This window comes from Sphingobium phenoxybenzoativorans, from assembly GCF_001757355.1.
Taxonomy (GTDB): Bacteria; Pseudomonadota; Alphaproteobacteria; order Sphingomonadales; family Sphingomonadaceae; genus Sphingobium; species Sphingobium phenoxybenzoativorans.
Genome location: NZ_MINO01000066.1, coordinates 1 through 19,915, shown reverse-complemented (window position 1 = coordinate 19,915; position 19,915 = coordinate 1). Strand labels below are relative to the sequence as shown.

Below are 19,915 nucleotides of genomic sequence, written 5' to 3'. Positions count from 1 at the left end.
AGCGTGGCGATCCGCTCCGCCCCGGCAAAGGGCGCGGCGCGCAGGTCCAGCGCCCCGTCCGCGCCGGGGCCGCGCACCACGCCTGTCGCGCCGCAGGCGTCGAGGCGCGGGCCGTCCTCGCCGATCGTGACCGGCCGGGCGATCGCGCTTTCCAGCCGCGTTTCGGGCATATCCTCCCGCTCTGCGCCGGCGATCGAGCTGTTGGGCAACTCATCCATGACGGACTGGCTGTCGGAACAGGCCGCCAACGCCATCAGCAGCAGGGGAATGGCGGAAAAGCGCATGAAAAAGGTCCTCTTGGCGGGGTGTCCGGCCGCGCCTGGCCATGCCCCTTTTTGCTTTAGTTTCGCGTGTCGCATCCCTATATGGCAACGATGAACGAAGACAGCAAAAGCTCCCCCAACAGCAACGAATATGGCGCGGATTCCATCAAGGTCCTGAAAGGGCTGGATGCGGTCCGCAAGCGCCCCGGCATGTATATCGGCGACACCGATGACGGCTCCGGCCTGCATCACATGGTGTTCGAGGTGTCGGACAACGCCATTGACGAAGCCTTGGCCGGGCATTGCGACCGGATCGACATCACGCTCAACCCCGACGGCTCCGTCAGCGTGATGGACAATGGCCGCGGCATTCCGACCGGCATCCATGCCGAGGAGGGCGTTTCGGCGGCCGAAGTCATCATGACGCAGCTTCATGCGGGCGGTAAGTTTGAGAACACCTCGGACGACAATGCCTATAAGGTGTCGGGCGGTCTGCACGGCGTCGGCGTGTCGGTCGTGAATGCGCTGTCCGACTGGCTGGAGCTGAACATCTGGCGCGACGGGCAGGAACATTGGATGCGGTTCCGCAACGGCGACGCCGAAGCGCCGCTCAAGGTGCTCGGCCCCGCGCCGGAGGGGAAGAAGGGCACGAAAGTCACCTTCATGTTCTCGACCGAGACGTTCAAGAACGTCACCGAATATGATTTCGACAAGCTGGAGCATCGCTATCGCGAGCTGGCCTTCCTCAACAGCGGCGTGCGCCTGTTCCTGACCGACGCGCGGCATGAGGAAAGCAAGACGATCGAACTCTATTATGAGGGCGGCATCGCGGCCTTCGTCAAATGGCTGGACCGCAACAAGCAGTCGCTGATGCCCGACCCGATCGCAATTTCCGGCACGCGGGACGATGTGACCATCGACGTCGCGCTGGAATGGAACGACAGCTATTATGAAAATGTCCTCGCCTTCACCAACAACATTCCGCAGCGCGACGGCGGCACGCATATCGCGGCGTTCCGCGCGGCGCTGACCCGCACCCTCAACAGCTATGCCGACAAGTCCGGCATGCTGAAGAAGGAGAAGGTCTCGCTGACCGGCGAGGATATGCGCGAGGGGCTGACCGCCATTGTCTCGGTCAAGCTGCCCGATCCCAAATTCTCGTCGCAGACCAAGGACAAGCTGGTTTCGTCCGAAGTGCGCCAGCCGCTGGAAAGCCTGATGGCCGACAAGATGGCCGAATGGCTGGAGGAAAATCCCGCCAATGCGAAGATGATCATCCAGAAGGTGATCGACGCCGCCGCCGCGCGCGAAGCCGCGAAGAAGGCGCGCGAACTGACCCGGCGCAAGGGCGTGATGGACATCGCCTCGCTGCCCGGCAAGCTGGCCGACTGTCAGGAGCGCGACCCGGCCAAGTCCGAACTGTTCCTGGTCGAAGGCGATTCGGCGGGCGGCTCCGCCAAGCAGGGCCGCGACCGCCATTATCAGGCGATCCTGCCGCTGAAAGGCAAGATTTTAAACGTGGAGCGCGCCCGGTTCGACCGGATGCTGTCGTCCAAGGAAGTCGGCACGCTGATCCAGGCGATGGGCACCGGCATCCGCGACGATTTCAATATCGAGAAGCTGCGTTACCATAAGATCGTCATCATGACCGACGCGGACGTCGACGGCGCGCATATCCGCACGCTGCTGCTGACCTTCTTCTACCGGCAAATGCCGCAGATCATCGAGAATGGGCATCTCTATATCGCCCAGCCGCCGCTCTACAAGGCGACGCGCGGACGGTCCGAGGTGTATCTGAAGAACGAAGCGGCGCTGGATCAGTATCTGGTCGACAATGGCGTCGATACCATGGCGCTGGAAACCAGCGAGGGCACGATCTTCAATGACGGCCTGCGCGAGTTGATCGACCATGCGCGGCGTATGCGCACGCTGATGCGCTATGTGCCGCGCCGCTACGACTCGCGGATCATTGAGGCGCTGGCCATTTCCGGCGCGCTGGACGTGGACCTGTCGGCCGCCGACCGCGCCGCGCGGCTGGCGGAGGCGACGGTCTGGATGGGCGGCCATGACCCCGAAGGATCGTGGAGCGGCGAGATTTCCGCCGAGGGCGGTTATCATTTCCGGCGTCTGTGGCGCGGCGTCACGGATCATCATGTGATCGAGGCGGCATTTCTGGGTTCCGCCGAGGCGCGCAAGCTGCACGCACTGGCGACCGAGCAGAAGGACGCCTATCGCCACGCCAGCCGTCTGGTGACGGCGAAGGCGGCGGCGCAGGCGTCGGAAGAAACCGCCGAGGGCGAGGAAGCGGCGATCCCAGCCAAGGGCATTGCGGTGTCGCGGCCCAGCGACCTGCTGGACGCGATTCTCGCGGCGGGGCGCAAGGGGCTGGCGATCCAGCGCTATAAAGGTCTTGGCGAGATGAACGCCGAGCAGCTCTGGGAAACCACGCTCGATCCCAACAACCGCTCGATGCTGCGGGTCGAGGTGGACCAGGCGGACGTCGCGGACGAGATCTTCACCCGCCTGATGGGCGATGTCGTCGAGCCGCGCCGCGAGTTCATTCAGGACAATGCGCTGAACGTCGCCAATCTGGACGTTTAGGGAGGTCAGGCGGCGGGACTATGCTCTTGTTTTCTCTGGAGCATCCCGCCCCTTTTTCGGCATGAGCCGGCTCCCGGCTCATCCTGCCGCACCATGATACCGGATCGCGCCCGGCGGCTGTCGCCGCGCGACGAATCATGCCCGGATCGGATCGGTCGTTAACTATTTGTTAACTAAATTGGTTCCAACTGCTTCTCAGGAAAAATGGCGCATTTATAAGCGCTTATCGGGAAGCATAAGATGTTCATTGTCGCGGTGATCGTCGCCGGATTCATATCCGTCATACTATTGGGGCTGCTGGGTTGCGCCGTCTATATCTCCGTCATGGAACCGGCGAGTCCGGATGAGCAGCAATGGCAGCAGGACGAATCGCTGCGCGGTCATACGGGCATCCGCACCAACCTGGCTTCGCGCGGCGGGAGGGTTCTGCCGCCGCAGCGTGAGGGCAGCTTCACGCGGCTGCCGCATGCCTGAAAATGGGGACCGAGCCGTGGCCCGGCGCGCCATCATGAAGGCCGTCAGGCAAGAAACGCCCTGATCTCCGCGACGAAGGCGTCATGCCGGTCATGATGCACCCAATGGCCGGCATTGTCGTATAGCGACACGCGGGCATTGTTGAACCAGTTCAGCCGCCCGTCGTCTGCCGGGTTGGTCGCCCAGCTCTGCTTGCCATAGACCAGCAGCGTGTCGCAGGTGATGCGGCCCCACAGCGCCTGTTTCTGCTCCGGCGTCAGGTCCACGGGCGGGAAGATGCGCAGATAATTGTCGAACTTCCAGCTATAGCTGCCGTCCTCATTCTGGCTGATGCCGTGGATGGTCAGGTGCCGGGCGCGTTCGGCGGTCAGATGCGTGTTCTCCGCCATCATCCGCGCCAGCGCTTCGTCGATAGAGGCGTAGCGTTTGGGCTGGCGGCCGCTGAGCGCGCGCTTGTCGCCGATCCAGTCGATCACGCGCTGATGCATGGGCTTGCTCGCCCATTCCGCCTCCATCGCGGCGGGCGGACCCAGCCCCTCGATCGCGACCAGCTTGCGCACCTTGTCCGGAAACAGGCCCGTATAGCGCAGCGCGATATTGCCGCCGAGCGAATGGGCGACGATGGACAGCGGCGCCAGCGATTGCTGGTGGATCAACTGCGCCAGGTCATAGACCATCGCCTCCATGCCATAATAGCCTTCGGCGGAATGGGCGCTGTCGCCATGCCCGCGCAGGTCGGGCGCGATGATGTGCCAGTCATGGCGCAACTCGCGCGCGATCCAGTCCCAGTTGCGGCAATGGTCGCGCCCGCCATGCAGCAGCAGGAGCGGCGGCGCATCGGGATTGCCCCAGTCGACATAGTGCAGCCGCAACCGCTGCGACATGTAGATATGGGATGTGGGGCCGCTGTCCTGCGCCATTATCTGGCCTCCGCTATCTGGGGCGATGTAGGGGAATGATCGCCATGGAGCATGGCTATCAGCCGCTCCATGAAGGCCGCTCCTCTCTCCATCTGGCCGATTTCGACATATTCGTCCGGCTGGTGCGCCTGCTCGATGGAGCCGGGGCCGCAGATCACGGTGGAAAAGCCCGCCTGCTGAAACTGCCCGGCCTCCGCCGCATAGGATACGACGCGCGGCTGGCCATTATCGCCGGACAGGATGCGCGCCACCCGTTCCGCCACGCCGTCCGGTTCGGGGGCGAAGGGCGGCGCGGCGGAATGGCGGACCACCTCCACGCCGGTTTCGGGCCATAGCGCCTTCATCTCCGCGTCGATGCGCGCCGCCTCCGCCTTGAAGGGGGCAAGCAGCGCATCGACATCTGTGCCGGGCGGCGCGCGGAAGTCGAAGGCGAAACGGCATTCGCGCGCCAATATGTTGACGGCGGTGCCGCCGTTGATCTGGCCGATGGTCAGCGTCGCATGCGGCGGGACGAAGGGGGAGGCGGGGTCCGCGCCGCTTTTCAGCGTCTCCGCCAGATCGCTCAGCATCGCCATCAGGCGGATGGCGACCATATTGGCGGAAATGCCCAGATGGGTCAGGCTGGAATGCGCCTCATGCCCCGTCACCGTGACGACATGGGAGGTGATGCCCTTATGCCCGCTCACAACCTCCATATTCGTCGGTTCGCCAACGATGACGGCGGCGGGGCGGGGCAGGTTCGCCACGATCTCGCGGATCATGTGCGGCGCGCCCAGGCATCCGATCTCCTCGTCATAGGAGAAAGCGATGTGCGCCGGACGCCCGGCCCGCTCCGGCGCGGCAAGGTGGGGGGCGGCGGCAAGCGCCAGCGCCAGAAACCCCTTCATGTCGCAGGTGCCCCGGCCATAGAGCCTGTCGCCGCGCCGGGTCAGGGTGAAGGGATCGCTGGTCCAGGGCTGACCATCCACCGGCACCACATCGGTATGGCCGGACAGGACGATGCCCTGTTCGCGTACAGGGCCGATCGTCGCGTAGAGATTGGCCTTGCGCCCGTCCGCGCTCATGACCCGCCGCGCGGTCACGCCGATCGCGGACAGGCGCTGCTCCACATAGGCGATGAGGGCCAGGTTGGAATCGCGCGATGTCGTGTCGAACGCGACCAGATCGGCCAGGATGGACAATGCGCTGCTGTGCAGCTCTTCGCGGGTGGTCGCCATGTCCCCGGACTAGGACAAACCCCGTCCTGACAGCAAGGCCCGCGAGAAGGCTTCCGCCCGGATCGCCTCCAGCCGGTCGTCGGCCAAGCCGTTTTCCGTGCGGAACCCGAACAGGATGCGCGCCCATGTCAGCACGCGCGGATGGCGGGAAAGGATCAGGCGCAGCCGTGCGCCGGGCCTTGCCGCGTCCTGACGGCCGATTGCGGCGGCGGCAGCCTCGACCGGGGAGGGCGCGGGGAAGGTGGCGAAGCGGCGCGCGATGGCGGCGTCGCGCTGTTCGATGAACATACCGGTCATGAGCGCGCTCCCCGGCTGTCCGCGCCCAGCACGGGGCCAAGCACGGGGGCGGAGGCGGTGAAGGCGACCAGCGAGGCCATCATCCCGACCAATATGTCGCCGACGGCCGCCGCGACGATCAGGGTGATCGACGAAAGCAGGGCCGACATGGCGGCCAGGGTGATGACGGCGCGGAACGGAATGGACATCCGCGGCCGGCGAGGGCGGAGAGCGACAGCGAGGGTGGGGGCGGGGGCAGCGATATTGTGCATGAGGGTCACTCCTGCGCCGCGCCATCATGGCGGGCTGTGCGGTCCCGTATAGGTTGGAACCGGACGCTCATATATAGCAACGATTTCACTTCATCGTTTCCAATACTGATCTATCCGTTCAATCTTGCCGATCCGCGCGAACGCGGGCATGGTGCGCCTCCTATGGCATCCAGACCGGCATTCGCCCTCGCCCTGATCGCTTTGCTGGCATCGTCCCTTGCCGCATGTTCCTCCGGCGCGGACCCGCTTGGGTCCGATGCGGCGAACGCCGCCAAGTCCCGCGCGAAATGGCCGCTCCCGGCCGAAGCGGATGCGGATAACGCCCTGAACGCTGTGGAAACGGCCGCCAACGCCGCCGAAGCGCCCGCCAATCAGACAGCGGCGGCGGTATCCAACAGCAGCAGCGCGCCGCATGTGCGGACATTGCCCAATGACGATCCGGCGGCGTTCCGCGCCACGGGAACCGAGCCGTTCTGGTCGGCGACGCTGGTTGGCGGCACGCTGGTCCTCGACATGCCGGGCAAGGCTTCGCGCTATTTCGCGGTATCCCGTTCGACCGCTGGCGGCACGCTGCGCCTGACCGGCGATGGCGTGCAACTCAGCGCGACGCCCGGCGGCTGCGATGATGGCATGAGCGACCGCGATTATGGCCAGCGCGTGCAGGTGTCCCTTGCCGACGCCGTGCTCAAGGGATGCGGGATCGCCGGGTCCAGCATCAAATAATCGCTGGCCGGGGGGTAGCGGGCGGGCGGCTTTCCCGCCATAGCGCTCGCATGCAAAATGAGCGGCCATCCCCTCCCGCAGCCGGCGCGAAAGATTTTCCGCTGGGCTTCAAGGAGTTTGTTGCGCTGATCGCCGGCCTGATGGCGATGAATGCGTTGTCGATCGACCCGATGCTGCCTGCGCTTCCCGCCATTGGCGAGAGTCTGGGCATCCACAATCCCAATGACCGGCAATGGATCATCACCGCCTATTTCATGGGCCTTGGCGTCGGCGCGCTGTTCTACGGCTCCCTGTCCGACCGCTACGGGCGCAGGCCCGTGCTGCTCATCTGCCTTGGCCTGATGCTGGTCACGACGATGGTTTGCGCGCTTGCGCCCAGCTTTGCCGTGATGCTGGTCGCGCGGGCCTTTTCCGGCTTTTTCGCGGCCGCGATGCGCGTGATCGCCGTCAGCATCGTGCGCGACAGGTTTCAGGGCGATGCGATGGCGCGGGTCATGTCGCTGGTCTTCGTCGTGTTCATGCTTGTGCCGATCCTTGCGCCGACATTCGGGCAGATCATCCTGTTCTTCGCGCCCTGGCGCTGGATCTTCGGGGTTCTGCTGGTCCTGTCCTGCGTCATCCTGATCTGGACGGCGATCCGTTTGCCCGAAACGCTTGACCCGGCGCACAGGGTGGAAATCCATGCCGGGGACATTGGCCGCATGCTGTGGACGGTGGTCAGTCATCGCACCTCCATCGGCTATATGCTGGCGACGGGCGTGGCGATGGGCGGCATGATCGGCTTCCTGACATCGGCGCAGCAGATTTTCTTCGACATTTTCCACGCGCCGGGCATCTTCCCCATCGCCTTTGCCAGCATCGCGGGCGGCATGGCCGTGGGCAGCTTCTTCAACAGCCAGTTGGTGGAGCGGATCGGCGCGCGCCGGGTGAGCCAGAGCGCCCTGATCGTGTTGATCATGCTCGGTGCCATTCACACGGTGACCGCCTGGCTGGGCATGGAAACGATGATCAGCTTCATCATTTTCCAGGTGCTCACCATGCTGGTCATCTCGCTCACCGGGTCCAATTTCGGCGCGATCTCCATGGAGCCGTTCGCGCGCGGGGCGGGGCTTGCCTCATCCTTTCAGGCGTTTGTGACGACCATCGTGTCCGCCGGGCTTGGCGCGTTCATCGGCGCGCAGTTCAACGGCACGACCCTGCCGATGGCGCTGGGCTTTCTGGGCTATGGCAGCCTGGCGCTGTTGCTGGTGGCCTGGGCCGAACGCTGGAAATTGTTCACCCGGCCCCATCATGGCGCCCTGCGCAACGCCGCGCATTAGGCTGTTTTCCTGCTGAGCGGAATTTGCGCCTGCCCGCGCAGGGGCGCACAGCTTTTCAGCCCGTCAGGACAAGCGGATAGAAAAAGGCCCGCCGGGTGTCGCCGGCGGGCCTTTTGTCTGATGGACTGCGCCGTCGCTGTCAGTTGACCGGCGGCACCGGCAGGGGCGGAATGCCCTCATCATCCTCATGCGTCTCGCTGAAGCCCTGGCCGACATGGCTGCGGCGATAGCTGTAGCCGAAATAGACCAGCAGGCCGACCGCGGCCCAGCCGACGAACATCAGCTTGGTTTCCATGCCCAGGCTGAAGAACAGATAGAGGCAGCCCGCGATCGCGATCGGCGCGGTCACCATGATGCCGGGCGTGCGGAACGGCCGGACGCGGTTCGGATCGGTCCGGCGCAGCACCATCACCGCGATGGAGACGGCGGCGAAGGCGAACAGCGTGCCGGAATTGGAGATGTCGGCCAGAATGCCGACCGGGAAGAAGGCCGCGAACAGCGCGACGAAAATGCCGGTCAGGATCGTGATGACATGCGGCGTCTTGTAGGTCGGATGGACCTTCGAGAACATGGCGGGCAGCAGGCCGTCGCGGCTCATGACGAAGAAGATGCGGGTCTGGCCGAACATCATCATCAGGATGACCGACGGCAAAGCGAGACCGGCGGCAAGGCCGAGCAGGTTGCCGATCTGCGGCCAGCCGATTTCGCGCAGGGTCCAGGCCAGCGCCTCCTTCGAGCAGGTGACGGCTTCGCTTCCGGAGGCGGCCAGCGCGGCGCATTGCTGCGACAGGGCCGTGCTGCCCGGCGCCAGAATCTCGCCGGCCGGACCATAGACCGGCTGCGCGCCCACGGTGCCGATGACGCCCGCGGCCACCAGCATGTAGAAAATGGTGCAGATGCCCAGCGAACCGATCAGGCCGATGGGCATGTTCCGCTGGGGATTCTTGGTTTCCTCGGCCGCCGTGGAAACGGCGTCGAAACCGACATAGGCGAAGAAGATGGAGGCCGCCGCCGCCGATATGCCGCTAAAGCCCAGCGGCGCGAACGGCGTGAACTGCTCCATCTTGATGACGGGCAGGGCAAGGACCACGAACAGGGTCAGCGCCGACACCTTGATCGCCACCAGCACTGCGTTCACCGCGGCGCTTTCCTTGGTGCCGATCACCAGCAGCCAGGTGACGAGCGAGGCGATGAACATGGCGGGCAGGTTGACCATGCCGCCGTCGAACGGCCCGCGCGTCAGCAGGTCGGGTATGTCGATATGGAATGTATGTTCCAGCAGGCCGACTACATAGCCGGACCAGCCCACGGACACCGCGCCCGCCGCCACCGCATATTCCAGGATCAGCGCCCAGCCGACCATCCAGGCGATCAGTTCGCCCATCACGGCGTAGCTGTAGGTGTAGGCGGAGCCGGAAACCGGCACCATCGAGGCCATTTCCGCGTAGCAGAGCGCGGCGACCGCGCAGACGAAGCCGGCGATGACGAAGGACAGCATCATGCCCGGCCCGGCCTTCTGCGCGGCCTCCGCCGTCAGCACGAAGATGCCGGTGCCGATGACCGCGCCGATGCCCAGCATGGTAAGCTGGAAAGCGCCGAGCGAACGGTGCAGCGATTTCTTTTCAGCGGTCGCCAAAATGGCGTCGAGAGACTTGATGCGCCCGAAAATCATGAATGATTGTCTCTTTCCCTATGGCGCATCGCAGACCGCACGCCTTTTATTGAAGGGCAGGAGACTATCGCCAAAATCGGCGCGCGCAAGCATGTTGCTGCCGCGTGAAAGTTTTTGCGTGGGCGGGGGGAGGCGGCCTGGCTTCTGTCCCGATGGAACGGAAATGCGCCTGTCGAAACCCTAAGTCCTTGAAGTCTCACGCGCCGTCATCCCCGCGAAGGTGGGGATCCCGCTTCCTCGCGCCGTGGAAGAACAAGCGGGTTCCCTGCCTTCGCCGGAATGACGACCAGGATTTAGCGCACCAGCAACGGTCCCAGCGGACGCCCGGCGACGATATGGACGTGCAGATGGGGCACTTCCTGCAGGGAATGCGTCCCGGCATTGGCCAGCAGGCGATATCCCGGCGCCACTAGCCCCGCGTCCCGTGCGACCGCGCCGACCGCCCGGACGAACCCGGCGATTTCCGCGTCGCTCCCGCGCGCCGAAAAATCATCCCAGCTCACATAGGCGCCCTTGGGGATCACCAATATATGGGTCGGCGCCTGCGGACTGATATCGTTGAAGGCGAGGGCGTGGTCATCCTCATAGACCTTCGTGCACGGAATCTCCCCGCGCAGGATCTTCGCGAAGATATTGCTGTCATCATAGGGCAGGGTCGCGTCGACGGCCATCATTCACTCCTTGGGGCGGGCGGCCTTTTCGGTCAGGCCCGATACGCCCTCCCGCCGGTTCAGTTCCGCGCAAACATCGTCCAGGGACAGGCCCATATCGGCCAGCAGGACGGTGAGGTGGAACAGCAGGTCGGCGCTTTCCGACACCACGCCCGCCCGGTCGTCCGCCATGGCGGCGATCACGGTCTCCACCGCTTCCTCGCCCAGCTTCTGCGCGATCTTGGCGCGGCCCTTCGCCGTCAGCTTGGCGACATAGGATGTATCGGGGTCGGCGGCGCGCCGTTCCCGGATGGTCGCTTCCAATTTGTCTAGGCTGTCACGCATGGCGGCCATTGAGCCGGGCTTGGCCGGGGCGTCAATGGGAAAGTGGCCTCAGGCGGCGAGCGGACGTCGCGTCGGAATGCCCGCCGCCGCCAGCGCCGCATGCGCCTGCGCGATCGTATGCTGCCCGAAATGGAATATGGATGCGGCCAGCACCGCGCTGGCATGGCCCTGCGTCACGCCCTCCACCAGATGATCGAGCGTGCCGACGCCGCCGCTGGCGATCACCGGCACGGACACGGCGTCGGCGATGGTGCGGGTGAGGGCAAGGTCATATCCCGCCTTGGTGCCGTCGCCATCCATCGACGTGACGAGCAGTTCGCCCGCGCCCAGCTCCGCCAGGCGAACGGCATGCGCCACTGCGTCGATCCCGGTCGCGCGGCGTCCGCCATGGGTGAAGATTTCCCACCGGCCGTCGCCCACCCGCCGCGCATCGACGGAGGCGACGATGCACTGGCTGCCGAAGCGGTCGGCGATGTCGGCGACCACTTCCGGCCGGGCGACCGCGGCGCTGTTCACCGCCACCTTGTCCGCGCCTGCAAGCAGCAGCGCGCGCGCATCCTCCGGCGATCGCACGCCGCCGCCGACCGTCACCGGCATGAAGCAGACTTCGGCGGTGCGCCGCACGACGTCCAGGATCGTCCCCCGCGCCTCATGGCTGGCGGTGATGTCCAGGAAGCACAGCTCGTCCGCGCCCGCCGCGTCATAGACCTTCGCCTGCTCCACCGGATCGCCCGCATCGCGCAGATCGACGAAATTGACGCCCTTCACCACGCGCCCATTGGCGACGTCCAGGCAGGGAATGACGCGGGTGCGGACGGTCATGGGCGTAAGCGCCTTTCCCCTAGCCCGATATCCACTATCTCCGTTCGTCCTGAGCTTGTCGAAGGACTGTCCTTTCTTGAGATGAAGGGCAGGGCTTCGACAGGCTCAGCCCGAACGGTGGAAAGAATGCGTACGGTCACGCCGCCGCCTGCGCCACGGCCAGCGCCGCTTTCAAATCCAGCCGCCCGTCATAGAGCGCGCGGCCGGTGATGACGCCTTCAATGCCTTCGTCGGCGTGGAGGCTCAGGATGCGGATGTCCGCTATTCCCGCCACGCCGCCGCTGGCGATCACCGGAATATCGGTCGCGCGGGCGAGGTCGACGGTCGCGTCTATATTGCAGCCTTTCAGCAACCCGTCGCGGCCGACATCAGTGAACAGCAGCGCGGCGACGCCCGCATCCTCGAAGCGGCGGGCCATGTCGGCGATGGGCATGTCGGACTTCTCCGCCCAGCCCTCGGTCGCGACGAAGCCGTCCCGCGCATCGACGGCGACGACGATGCCGCCGGGAAATTCCCGCGCCGCACGCTTCACGAAATCCGGGTCCTTCAGCGCCGCCGTGCCGATGACGATACGGGAGACGCCCAGGTCGAACCAGCGCTCCACCGACTCCATAGACCGGATGCCGCCGCCAAGCTGGACATGGCCGGGGAAGGTTTCGACGATCTTCTCGACCGCCGCCGCATTCACTGCATGGCCTGCGAACGCGCCGTCCAGATCGACGACATGCAGGTGCATCGCGCCTGCCTCCGCAAACAGCATCGCCTGCGCGGCGGGGTCGTCGCCATAGACGGTGGCGCGGTCCATATCGCCTTCGGCAAGGCGGACGACCTGTCCCCCTTTCAGGTCGATGGCGGGAAAAACGATCAGGGACATATGACAATACTTCCGTTCGTCCCGAGCGAAGGCGAGGGACAGGGGCCTAGCGCGATGTGTCTCGACTTCGCTCGACACGAACGGCGGTTGGAGTATGCCCTCACGGCCGCCACTCCAGAAAACGGGAGAGGAAGGAAAGCCCGTAACGCTGGCTCTTTTCCGGGTGGAACTGCGCGCCCATGATGTTGCCGCGCGCGACGGCGGCGACCAGAGGCCCGCCATGATCGGTGGTCGCGGCGACATCGGCCGGGTCGGTCGCGTCGAAATGATAGCTGTGCAGGAAATAGGCTTCGCCCGCTTCCAGCAACGGAGGCGATCCGGCGAGGACCACATCGTTCCAGCCCATATGCGGCACCTTCACCGCCGGGTCGGCCGGTTCGATCATGCGGACGGTGCCGCCGATCCAGCCAAGCCCCTCATGCCGCCCGAATTCCTCGCCCGCATCGGCCAGCAACTGCATGCCGACGCACACGCCCAGGAAGGGCGCGCCCCTGTCCAGCACCGCCGCGCGCATCGCGTCCACCATGCCGTCGATCCCGACCAGCGCGTCGCGGCATGCGCGGAACGCGCCGACGCCGGGCAGGACGATGCGGTCGGCCTTCGCCACGGCGTCCGGGTCGGCGGTGATCACTGCGTCCGCTGCGCCCGCCTTCTTCAATGCATTGTGGACGGAATGCAGATTGCCCGCGCCATAATCGATCAGGGCGATCACGGCTGCAGGCTCTCCAGCCCGGCCGCCACGAAGCGCGGCAGGAATTCGGTCACGGTGAAATCGGCCGCGCCGTTGATCACGAAGGGATCGGTCGCCGCCTTCGCCTCAATATCCTCGCGGATGCCGCGCGCGATCAATATGCCGCCCACGCGGGGCACCTGCCGCCCGGCGATCAGCAGCCACCCGTCGGCCAGCCCGGTTTTGATCCAGGCGACATGCGCGTCCATATGGCTGTCCACCACGTCCAGATCTACCTTGTAGGTGAGCGTGATGACGAACATGGCGTGGCTCCTTCGGTAAGGGGCGGAAGGGAATCAGGCCCCGCCCAGCATGCCCTTGGTCGATGGAATGCTGTCCGCCTTGCGCGGATCGATCTCGACCGCCTGCCGCAGCGCGCTGGCCAGGCCCTTGTAGCAGCTTTCGACGATATGATGGTTGTTGCTGCCGTACAGATTTTCGACATGCAGGGTGATGCCGGCCGACTGGGCGAAGCTGTGGAACCAGTGCTCGATCAGTTCCGTGTCCCATTCGCCCAGGCGCTGCACGTTGAACGCGGCCTTCCACACCAGCCAGGGGCGGCCGGAAATGTCCAGCGCCACGCGGGTCAGCGTCTCGTCCATCGGCGAATAGGCGGTGCCGTACCGCGCGATGCCGCGCTTGTCGCCCAGCGCCTTGGCGATCGCCTCGCCGATGGCGATGCCCGTATCCTCGGTCGTGTGATGCTGGTCGACATGCAGGTCGCCCACCGTTTTCACCTGAAGGTCGATCAGCGAATGGCGCGAAAGCTGCTCCAGCATATGGTCGAGAAAACCGATGCCCGTCGACACGGTATAGAGGCCCGTGCCGTCAAGGTTGACCACCACGTCGATGGACGTTTCCGCGGTCTTTCTGTGGATTTCCGCTATGCGCATGCGCAGCCCTATAACGGGGATTCGCACGCGCGCAATCCGGGATTGCCCTTGCCCGCCGGGCATAGCCGCCCCATTTCAGGCCCTTGACCGCCTGTGCTTCATCGTTAGGTAAGATGCCCGAATGAGCGACGACCTTCCAGATAGCCTGATTCCGTACGATGAAATCGTGCAGGAAGCCCTGCGCGCCGTTGTCGGCCGCGTGCTGGGAGAGGTGGAGCGTTCGGGCGGCCTGCCGGGCGGCCATCACTTCTACATCACGTTCAAGACGCATGCGGCGGGCGTGGAAATCCCCAAATCGCTGACCGAGCGCTTCCCGGACGAGATGACCATCGTCCTGCAGAATAAATATTGGGACCTGAAGGTCGGCGCCCAGGCGTTCGAGGTCAGCCTGACCTTCAATCAGGTGCCCGCCCACCTCAACATCCCCTTCGCGGCGATCACCGCCTTCGTCGATCCCGCGGTGAATTTCGCGCTGCAGTTCCAGGTGCAGGATGCAGGCGACGGGCCGGAACCGCATGAGGCGGAGAATGACGCCCCGCTGGCCAGCAGCGAGGACGGCTCCAACGTCGTCACGGTGGATTTCGGCAAGAAGAAATAAAGGCTGGCATTCGGCTTTCCGCTGCCCCACATGAACTTCCTGAATTGCGAATGATTCTCAGGAAGGGATTTGCTCGATGGCCGACACCCGCACCGAAACCGACAGCATTGGCGCGATAGAGGTTCCCGCCGCCGCCTATTGGGGAGCGCAGACGCAGCGCAGCATCGAGAATTTCCCCTTTGGCGATACGGAGCGGATGCCGATCGGCATCGTCCATGCGCTCGCCATCGTGAAGCAGGCGGCGGCGCGGGTGAACCGGGGGCATGACCTGGCGGGTGATCTGGCCGACGCGATCGAGAAGGCGGCGATAGAGGTCATCTCCGGCGCGCATGACGATCAGTTCCCGCTGGTCATCTGGCAGACCGGCAGCGGCACCCAGTCCAACATGAACGTCAATGAGGTGATTGCGGGCCGCGCCAATGAAATGCTGGCGGGCAAGCGCGGTGGCAAGTCGCCGGTGCACCCCAATGATCATGTGAATATGGGCCAGTCGTCCAACGACAGCTTCCCGACCGCCCTGCACATCGCAGCCGCCATTGCGGTGACGGAGAAGCTGTTTCCCGCGCTCGACCGGCTGTTCGCGGCGCTCGACGCGAAGGCGAAGGCGTGGGACCATATCGTCAAGATCGGCCGCACCCATTTGCAGGACGCGACGCCGCTGACGCTGGGCCAGGAATTTTCCGGCTATGCGCATCAAATCTATCGCAGCCGCAAGCGCATCGAACCGGCGGCGATGCATGGCATGATGGCGCTGGCGCAGGGCGGCACGGCGGTCGGCACCGGCCTCAACGCGCCGCACGGCTTCGACGTGGCGGTGGCGCAGGAGATTGCGGCGATCACCGGCCTGCCCTTCCGCACCGCCGAGAACAAGTTTGAGGCGCTGGCGTCGAACGATCCGCTCGTCCATTTGTCCGGCACGCTGAACGCGCTGGCGGTGGCGCTGACCAAGATCGCCAATGACGTGCGCCTGCTCGGCTCCGGCCCGCGCTCCGGCCTTGGCGAGCTTGACCTGCCCGCCAACGAACCGGGCAGCTCGATCATGCCGGGCAAGGTCAACCCGACCCAGTGCGAGATGATGACGATGGTCGCAGCCCAAGTGATCGGCAACCATCAGGCCGTGACGATCGGCGGGCTGCAGGGGCATCTGGAGCTGAATGTGTTCAAGCCGGTGATCGGCGCGGCGGTGCTGCGCTCCATCCATCTGCTCGCCGTCGGCATGGACAGCTTCGCGGAACGCTGCATCGAGGGGCTGGAGGCGAATGAGACGCGGATCGCCGAACTGGTCGACCGCTCGCTGATGCTGGTGACGGCGCTGGCGCCGGAGATCGGCTATGACAATGCCGCGAAGATCGCCAAGCACGCCCATGCGGAGGGGCAGACGCTGCGCCAGGCGGGCCTCGCGCTGGGGCTGGTGGACGAAGTGACGTTCGACCGCCTGGTGAAGCCGGAGGATATGGTGGGGCGGTGAGACCTAGGTGGACCTTCCCCGTTCGTGCTGAGTAGGGACTGAGCTTGGCGAAGGCCCGTATCGAAGCATCCGCGCCAAGCGCTGATCCTTCGATACGCCATTTCGGCTTCGCTCAATGGCTACTCAGGACGAACGGAGTTTGGGCATAATCTAATGGTCTGAATCCACCGCTTCCCGGAACCGTTTCATCGCCCTATACATTCTTCATGGCAGACGACATCGAACAGGGACGGACGAAGATGCGGATGCTTGGCAAGATTGCGACCACCATTATCGGGACCCGCATTGCGGCCGAAACCGGCAAGGCGGGGCTGATGGGCGCGGCGGCCGGCATGCTGGCGACGCGCGTCCTGACCCGCTCTCCGTTGGGCGCGATCGCCATTGGCGGCGCTTATGTGGCGCACAAGCTGTGGCAGAAGAAGAAGGACATCGACAAGAAAGGCCCGCATGAGGCGGCGGTCGATGACGGCCTGGTCCCGAAGGGCGGCAAGCGGAAGAATGGGCGTCAGCCCCGCGCGCCGCTAAAGGCCCGCGTCGCCTATCGCAAGGCGCGCCCGATCAATCCGGACGAGCCGGTTACGCACCCGCCTGCCACACCCTGACCGCGTCGACCGGCGCGGCCAGCATCAGGATGTTGAGCGTCAGATTGTCGCGGATCATCCACAGCGTGAACAGTTCGAAGGCGATGGCCGTCAGGATAGTGACCTTCACCGGCATGCGCGCCGCGAACAGGAAACCCAGCATCATCATGCCGATGTCGCTCACCGAATTGAGCACGCTGTCGCCATTATAGCCGAGCGCGATCGTCGCCGTGCGATAGCGGTCGATGATGACGGGCGAGTTCTCCAATATCTCCCAGCCGCTTTCCAGCGCCACGGCCAGGATCAGCCGGATCGGCACGGCATAGCGGCGGAGCAGCAACCAGCCGCCGCCAAAGAACAGGAAGCCGTGGATGACATGGCTGAAACTGTACCAGTCGCTTAGCTGCTGGCTGTCCTCGCTGCTGTTGATCGCCCCATGCCACAGGCTGATCGTGCCGCAGGTGCAGATGGGCGGGCGGCCCATCGCCAGCAAGATCGTGACGGTGATCGCGATGAGGACGGGAATGGCGATCCATGCCACCCGGCGGCTTCCCATCATCGCGTCCCCTCTTGCCAAAGCGCCCTTACGCAGCCACTAGCAGGCATGGCAGACAGCATCCAGTCGGACCCCCACGGTTTCAAGCGGCGCGGCGTTCTTTTCGTGCTCTCCTCCCCTTCGGGCGCGGGCAAATCCACCATCGCGCGCAAGCTGCTCGCCGCCGATCCGACGCTGCAAATGTCGGTTTCCGCGACCACCCGGCCGATTCGTCCGGGCGAGGTGGACGGCAAGGATTATCATTTCGTCGATCTGGAGCGGTTTCGCGCGATGGTCGCGGACAATGAGTTCCTCGAATGGGCGCATGTGTTCGGCCATCGCTACGGCACGCCGCGCGCCCCGGTGGAGGCGATGCTGAAATCCGGGCGCGATGTCCTGTTCGACATCGACTGGCAGGGCGCGCAGCAGCTTTACCAGATTGCCGGCGGCGACGTGGTGCGCGTGTTCATCCTGCCGCCCTCGCTGGAGGAGCTGGAAAGCCGCCTGCGCGGCCGCGCCACCGACAGCGAGGAAGTGATTCAGGGCCGCATGTCGCGCGCGGCGGGCGAGATCGCCCACTGGGACGGTTATGACTATGTGCTGTGCAATGACGACGCGGAAAGCTGCTTTGAAAAGGTGCACACCATCCTCCAGTCCGAACGGATGAAGCGCAGCCGCCAGACCGGCCTGATCGGTTTCATCCGCAAGCTGGGCAAGGCCGTTCCCGATAGTGATTGACGTTCCGCTGTTGTGGGATCAGCCTGCATGACCGACTCCGAAAGCGGGAGGGTTGCAATGATACGCGCCACGATAGGCGGCCTTTTCGGCGGCCTTGCTCTATTCCTTACCGGCTTCATCTTCTGGGGCACGCCGCTGTCCGGTCTCGCCTTCTCGACGGCGGAGGAGCAGGCCAGCGCCAATCTGCAGGCGGCGATGGCGCAGGCGCTGACGCCTACGGGCACCGGCGTCTATATCATCCCCTCGCCCGCGACGAGCGCGGGCACGGTGCTGTATGGCAAGGGCCCGGTGGCGCAGGTCTTTTTCAACACCGGCGGCTTTCCGGTGATGGACAATGGCGCGCTGATCGCCGGGTTCATCCTGTCGCTGGTGGTTGGCGTGCTGATCGCGGTCGCGCTACGCATGGTCGCCCATGATTTCGCCGCGCGGGTGAAGCTGACGTTCCTGTTCAGCGGCGCGGCGGTGCTGTGGCTGCACATCGGCCAGCCGATCTTCAACCATGCGCCGTGGCGCTATTTCCTCTATCTTGCGTTCAGCGATTTTGTGGGGCTGGTGGTCGCGGGCGTCATCGCCGCCCGATGGTTCATGGCCAAGGGCGAGGCCGCGCCGCCGTCCTGAGGGGGTGTCTTAAGCAAGTCTTGAGTTGGGCTTTTTTAACAAAGTGCTCCTGCGAAAGCACTCGAACGAAACGAGTGGTTCGTGAGAGCCCAGTTCAGACGGCGGGACTGGACTCCTGCTTTCGCAGGAGCACGCTTCAAAATTATTCAGGCCAAGCACCCAACCTCCGTTCGGGCTGAGCGAAGTCGAAGCCTCCGTCTGAGCGAAGGCGAAGACACCTCACTGCGTTCGGTGGAACTCTTCGACTTCGCTCAGAGCGAACGGGAATTTCTATTTCGTGCCCGTAAGCGCCTGTGCCGACGGCTTGTTGACCGCGTCCACCGATCCATCGGCCAGCATCTTCTTGCTCATCGCGACGGCTTCTTCCTTCAGCTTCGCGTCGGTGCTGGTCTGGCTCGCCCCGATCAGGCCGGAAAGCAGCAGGTTGTTCGCGGCCGGGTCGGCGGCATTTTCCGCGACCGACTTGCGGGCGAGGGCGATCGCCTCGGCATAGAGCGGATCGGCGCCCGCCTTGTCCTGCTTGGACAGCTTGCCATTGCCCATCTGGACCAGAATGCCGGCCAGGATGTTGCGGCTTGCGGCGTCGGCGGGCTTGGCTTCCACCACCTTGCGCCAGTGCGGCGCGGATTCCTCGAACAGCGCAACGACTTCATCGGGCTTGTTCAGCGCGCTCTTGGCGGCGGCGTTGGCGTAGAGGGCGTTGGCGAGGAAGTTCACATTGTCGATATTGCCGGGCTGCGCCTGCACGGCGGCGCGGATGGCGGGCAGGGCGGCGTCATATTTGGCGGCTGCCCCGGCATTGTCGCCGGTCTGCTGCGCCTGCTGCCCCGCGGTGAAATCCGTAACCGCCTTGTTGAACGCGGCGACCTGTTCCGGCGTTATCGGCGTCGCGGCGGGCGCAGCGGCGGCCGGGGCGGGCGCTGCGTCCTGCGCATGTGCGGGCGCGGTCAGGGCCAGCGGCGATACCATGATGAAAAGGGCGGAAAGGACGGGTGATTTCAACGTCAGGGTCTCCTTGCAGGCGTCACACTCTCCGGACGAACGGATACCATTCATAACGGTTCCGTTTCACCCGGCCGCCAGTCTGCAGAAACCGGCGGCTGCATCAAATTCCGCGCGCCGCCTTTCACGATGCTGAACGGCGTCGGCGTCTTCGCCCCATTGTTCGGCCTGCCACAGCTCGTCCAGTTCCGTCGCGGCCCAGATCCGGTCCCGGTCAAGCCCGCCCTCGACCAGCGCCAGGCCGCAGATCAGCGACCCGCCAATGCTCACCACCGTCGACAGCCCGGCCAGCATGAACGGGTCGAATGCGGCGACCACGGCGGA

Annotated in this window: 24 protein-coding genes and 1 pseudogene; 9 read left to right on the top strand and 16 right to left on the bottom strand. The window is 65.0% G+C overall.

From position 1 onward, the window contains the following. Positions 1-284, bottom strand: a pseudogene (locus tag BHQ40_RS20160) (hypothetical protein); the annotation flags it as partial. A 90-nt stretch (positions 285-374) separates the two neighbouring features. On the opposite strand from BHQ40_RS20160, the gene gyrB reads away from it, so the two are divergent. Beyond that, entirely contained in the window at positions 375-2,864 is a 2,490-nt protein-coding gene (gene gyrB, locus BHQ40_RS20155) for a DNA topoisomerase (ATP-hydrolyzing) subunit B (protein WP_070157602.1), read from the top strand. 240 nt (positions 2,865-3,104) lie between these two features. Beyond that, positions 3,105-3,338: a hypothetical protein gene (locus BHQ40_RS20150; protein ID WP_070157601.1), complete on the top strand. Its 234-nt coding sequence runs from the start codon at positions 3,105-3,107 to the stop codon at positions 3,336-3,338. Between the two features lie 44 nt (positions 3,339-3,382). Here the strand turns inward: BHQ40_RS20150 and BHQ40_RS20145 are convergent, their stop codons facing one another. Genes BHQ40_RS20145 through BHQ40_RS20130 form a run of 4 tightly spaced genes read right to left on the bottom strand, consistent with a single transcriptional unit; the run spans position 3,383 to position 6,023 of the window. Beyond that, the gene (locus BHQ40_RS20145; RefSeq protein ID WP_070157600.1) at positions 3,383-4,258 is read right to left on the bottom strand and encodes an alpha/beta fold hydrolase; all 876 of its coding nucleotides are present in this window, start codon (positions 4,256-4,258) and stop codon (positions 3,383-3,385) included. Beyond that, complete coding sequence (gene argE, locus BHQ40_RS20140) at positions 4,258-5,475, bottom strand: acetylornithine deacetylase (RefSeq protein ID WP_070157599.1); 1,218 nt, start codon at positions 5,473-5,475, stop codon at positions 4,258-4,260. The genes BHQ40_RS20145 and argE overlap by 1 nt, the downstream gene beginning before the upstream one ends. Before the next feature lie 9 nt (positions 5,476-5,484). After that, positions 5,485-5,772, bottom strand: a complete 288-nt coding sequence (locus BHQ40_RS20135; protein ID WP_070157598.1) for a hypothetical protein — start codon at positions 5,770-5,772, stop codon at positions 5,485-5,487. Beyond that, complete coding sequence (locus BHQ40_RS20130) at positions 5,769-6,023, bottom strand: hypothetical protein (RefSeq protein WP_070157597.1); 255 nt, start codon at positions 6,021-6,023, stop codon at positions 5,769-5,771. Before BHQ40_RS20130 ends, BHQ40_RS20135 begins: the two co-directional genes overlap by 4 nt. A 162-nt stretch (positions 6,024-6,185) precedes the next feature. Here BHQ40_RS20130 and BHQ40_RS20125 point away from each other — a divergent pair, with 162 nt between their 5' ends. Continuing rightward, entirely contained in the window at positions 6,186-6,746 is a 561-nt protein-coding gene (locus tag BHQ40_RS20125; RefSeq protein ID WP_139139378.1) for a COG3650 family protein, read from the top strand. Between the two features lie 50 nt (positions 6,747-6,796). After that, positions 6,797-8,065, top strand: a complete 1,269-nt coding sequence (locus tag BHQ40_RS20120; protein ID WP_070157595.1) for a multidrug effflux MFS transporter — start codon at positions 6,797-6,799, stop codon at positions 8,063-8,065. 139 nt (positions 8,066-8,204) lie between these two features. On the opposite strand, the gene BHQ40_RS20115 is transcribed toward BHQ40_RS20120, so the two are convergent. From BHQ40_RS20115 to hisB, 8 genes are all read right to left on the bottom strand, one after another. Next, entirely contained in the window at positions 8,205-9,737 is a 1,533-nt protein-coding gene (locus tag BHQ40_RS20115; RefSeq protein WP_070157594.1) for an amino acid permease, read from the bottom strand. A gap of 293 nt (positions 9,738-10,030) precedes the next feature. After that, positions 10,031-10,408 carry a histidine triad nucleotide-binding protein gene (locus BHQ40_RS20110; protein WP_070157606.1) on the bottom strand — a complete coding sequence of 126 codons (378 nt, stop codon included), beginning with the start codon at positions 10,406-10,408 and terminating at the stop codon, positions 10,031-10,033. 3 nt (positions 10,409-10,411) lie between these two features. Continuing rightward, positions 10,412-10,732, bottom strand: a complete 321-nt coding sequence (locus BHQ40_RS20105; protein WP_070157605.1) for a phosphoribosyl-ATP diphosphatase — start codon at positions 10,730-10,732, stop codon at positions 10,412-10,414. A gap of 48 nt (positions 10,733-10,780) precedes the next feature. Further along, on the bottom strand, positions 10,781-11,554 hold the full coding sequence (hisF, locus tag BHQ40_RS20100; protein WP_070157593.1) for an imidazole glycerol phosphate synthase subunit HisF: 774 nt from the start codon (positions 11,552-11,554) through the stop codon (positions 10,781-10,783). A 136-nt stretch (positions 11,555-11,690) separates the two neighbouring features. Next, a complete protein-coding gene (gene hisA, locus BHQ40_RS20095; RefSeq protein ID WP_070157592.1) occupies positions 11,691-12,428 on the bottom strand; it encodes a 1-(5-phosphoribosyl)-5-[(5-phosphoribosylamino)methylideneamino]imidazole-4-carboxamide isomerase in 738 nt (245 codons plus the stop codon). A 100-nt stretch (positions 12,429-12,528) separates the two neighbouring features. Next, positions 12,529-13,140 (bottom strand): imidazole glycerol phosphate synthase subunit HisH, encoded by a 612-nt coding sequence (gene hisH / locus BHQ40_RS20090; protein ID WP_070157591.1) that lies wholly within the window; start codon positions 13,138-13,140, stop codon positions 12,529-12,531. Continuing rightward, a complete protein-coding gene (locus BHQ40_RS20085) occupies positions 13,137-13,421 on the bottom strand; it encodes a YciI family protein (protein WP_070157590.1) in 285 nt (94 codons plus the stop codon). The genes hisH and BHQ40_RS20085 overlap by 4 nt, the downstream gene beginning before the upstream one ends. Before the next feature lie 33 nt (positions 13,422-13,454). Next, entirely contained in the window at positions 13,455-14,051 is a 597-nt protein-coding gene (gene hisB, locus BHQ40_RS20080; protein ID WP_070157589.1) for an imidazoleglycerol-phosphate dehydratase HisB, read from the bottom strand. Positions 14,052-14,172: 121 nt separating this feature from the next. Between hisB and BHQ40_RS20075 the strand changes: the two genes are divergently transcribed. The 3 genes from BHQ40_RS20075 to BHQ40_RS20065 all read left to right on the top strand — a co-directional run bounded on the left by BHQ40_RS20075 (position 14,173) and on the right by BHQ40_RS20065 (position 16,719). Beyond that, complete coding sequence (locus BHQ40_RS20075; RefSeq protein WP_070157588.1) at positions 14,173-14,649, top strand: SspB family protein; 477 nt, start codon at positions 14,173-14,175, stop codon at positions 14,647-14,649. A gap of 76 nt (positions 14,650-14,725) precedes the next feature. Further along, a complete protein-coding gene (gene fumC / locus BHQ40_RS20070) occupies positions 14,726-16,117 on the top strand; it encodes a class II fumarate hydratase (RefSeq protein ID WP_070157587.1) in 1,392 nt (463 codons plus the stop codon). 206 nt (positions 16,118-16,323) lie between these two features. After that, positions 16,324-16,719: a hypothetical protein gene (locus tag BHQ40_RS20065; protein WP_070157586.1), complete on the top strand. Its 396-nt coding sequence runs from the start codon at positions 16,324-16,326 to the stop codon at positions 16,717-16,719. Here the strand turns inward: BHQ40_RS20065 and BHQ40_RS20060 are convergent. Further along, positions 16,694-17,254 carry a DUF2585 domain-containing protein gene (locus BHQ40_RS20060; RefSeq protein WP_070157604.1) on the bottom strand — a complete coding sequence of 187 codons (561 nt, stop codon included), beginning with the start codon at positions 17,252-17,254 and terminating at the stop codon, positions 16,694-16,696. The two genes, BHQ40_RS20065 and BHQ40_RS20060, sit on opposite strands and share 26 nt — an antisense overlap. A 48-nt stretch (positions 17,255-17,302) precedes the next feature. Between BHQ40_RS20060 and gmk the strand changes: the two genes are divergently transcribed. Both gmk and BHQ40_RS20050 read left to right on the top strand, forming a co-directional pair. After that, positions 17,303-17,971 (top strand): guanylate kinase, encoded by a 669-nt coding sequence (gmk, locus tag BHQ40_RS20055; protein WP_070157585.1) that lies wholly within the window; start codon positions 17,303-17,305, stop codon positions 17,969-17,971. Positions 17,972-18,028: 57 nt separating this feature from the next. After that, positions 18,029-18,589 carry a hypothetical protein gene (locus tag BHQ40_RS20050; protein ID WP_070157584.1) on the top strand — a complete coding sequence of 187 codons (561 nt, stop codon included), beginning with the start codon at positions 18,029-18,031 and terminating at the stop codon, positions 18,587-18,589. Between the two features lie 270 nt (positions 18,590-18,859). Here the strand turns inward: BHQ40_RS20050 and BHQ40_RS20045 are convergent, their stop codons facing one another. Beyond that, on the bottom strand, positions 18,860-19,558 hold the full coding sequence (locus BHQ40_RS20045) for a hypothetical protein (RefSeq protein ID WP_070157603.1): 699 nt from the start codon (positions 19,556-19,558) through the stop codon (positions 18,860-18,862). A 99-nt stretch (positions 19,559-19,657) separates the two neighbouring features. Continuing rightward, the coding region (locus BHQ40_RS26315) for an ATP12 family chaperone protein (RefSeq protein ID WP_494338030.1) at positions 19,658-19,915 on the bottom strand (258 nt) is incomplete at its 5' end.

Excerpts from the sequence above, each read along its gene's own strand:
- BHQ40_RS20145 (WP_070157600.1), bottom strand. The coding sequence starts at position 4,258 with ATGGCGCAGGACAGCGGCCCCACATCCCATATCTACATGTCGCAGCGG.
- BHQ40_RS20075 (WP_070157588.1), top strand. The coding sequence starts at position 14,173 with ATGAGCGACGACCTTCCAGATAGCCTGATTCCGTACGATGAAATCGTG.
- BHQ40_RS20110 (WP_070157606.1), bottom strand. The coding sequence starts at position 10,408 with ATGGCCGTCGACGCGACCCTGCCCTATGATGACAGCAATATCTTCGCG.
- hisB (WP_070157589.1), bottom strand. The coding sequence starts at position 14,051 with ATGCGCATAGCGGAAATCCACAGAAAGACCGCGGAAACGTCCATCGAC.
- hisF (WP_070157593.1), bottom strand. The coding sequence starts at position 11,554 with ATGACCGTCCGCACCCGCGTCATTCCCTGCCTGGACGTCGCCAATGGG.
- BHQ40_RS20135 (WP_070157598.1), bottom strand. The coding sequence starts at position 5,772 with ATGACCGGTATGTTCATCGAACAGCGCGACGCCGCCATCGCGCGCCGC.
- BHQ40_RS20150 (WP_070157601.1), top strand. The coding sequence starts at position 3,105 with ATGTTCATTGTCGCGGTGATCGTCGCCGGATTCATATCCGTCATACTA.
- BHQ40_RS20085 (WP_070157590.1), bottom strand. The coding sequence starts at position 13,421 with ATGTTCGTCATCACGCTCACCTACAAGGTAGATCTGGACGTGGTGGAC.
- BHQ40_RS20060 (WP_070157604.1), bottom strand. The coding sequence starts at position 17,254 with ATGGGAAGCCGCCGGGTGGCATGGATCGCCATTCCCGTCCTCATCGCG.
- BHQ40_RS20065 (WP_070157586.1), top strand. The coding sequence starts at position 16,324 with ATGGCAGACGACATCGAACAGGGACGGACGAAGATGCGGATGCTTGGC.
- hisA (WP_070157592.1), bottom strand. The coding sequence starts at position 12,428 with ATGTCCCTGATCGTTTTTCCCGCCATCGACCTGAAAGGGGGACAGGTC.
- argE (WP_070157599.1), bottom strand. The coding sequence starts at position 5,475 with ATGGCGACCACCCGCGAAGAGCTGCACAGCAGCGCATTGTCCATCCTG.
- gmk (WP_070157585.1), top strand. The coding sequence starts at position 17,303 with ATGGCAGACAGCATCCAGTCGGACCCCCACGGTTTCAAGCGGCGCGGC.
- BHQ40_RS20045 (WP_070157603.1), bottom strand. The coding sequence starts at position 19,558 with ATGGTATCGCCGCTGGCCCTGACCGCGCCCGCACATGCGCAGGACGCA.
- BHQ40_RS20115 (WP_070157594.1), bottom strand. The coding sequence starts at position 9,737 with ATGATTTTCGGGCGCATCAAGTCTCTCGACGCCATTTTGGCGACCGCT.
- BHQ40_RS20120 (WP_070157595.1), top strand. The coding sequence starts at position 6,797 with ATGCAAAATGAGCGGCCATCCCCTCCCGCAGCCGGCGCGAAAGATTTT.
- gyrB (WP_070157602.1), top strand. The coding sequence starts at position 375 with ATGAACGAAGACAGCAAAAGCTCCCCCAACAGCAACGAATATGGCGCG.
- BHQ40_RS20125 (WP_139139378.1), top strand. The coding sequence starts at position 6,186 with ATGGCATCCAGACCGGCATTCGCCCTCGCCCTGATCGCTTTGCTGGCA.
- BHQ40_RS20130 (WP_070157597.1), bottom strand. The coding sequence starts at position 6,023 with ATGCACAATATCGCTGCCCCCGCCCCCACCCTCGCTGTCGCTCTCCGC.
- BHQ40_RS20050 (WP_070157584.1), top strand. The coding sequence starts at position 18,029 with ATGATACGCGCCACGATAGGCGGCCTTTTCGGCGGCCTTGCTCTATTC.
- fumC (WP_070157587.1), top strand. The coding sequence starts at position 14,726 with ATGGCCGACACCCGCACCGAAACCGACAGCATTGGCGCGATAGAGGTT.
- BHQ40_RS20105 (WP_070157605.1), bottom strand. The coding sequence starts at position 10,732 with ATGCGTGACAGCCTAGACAAATTGGAAGCGACCATCCGGGAACGGCGC.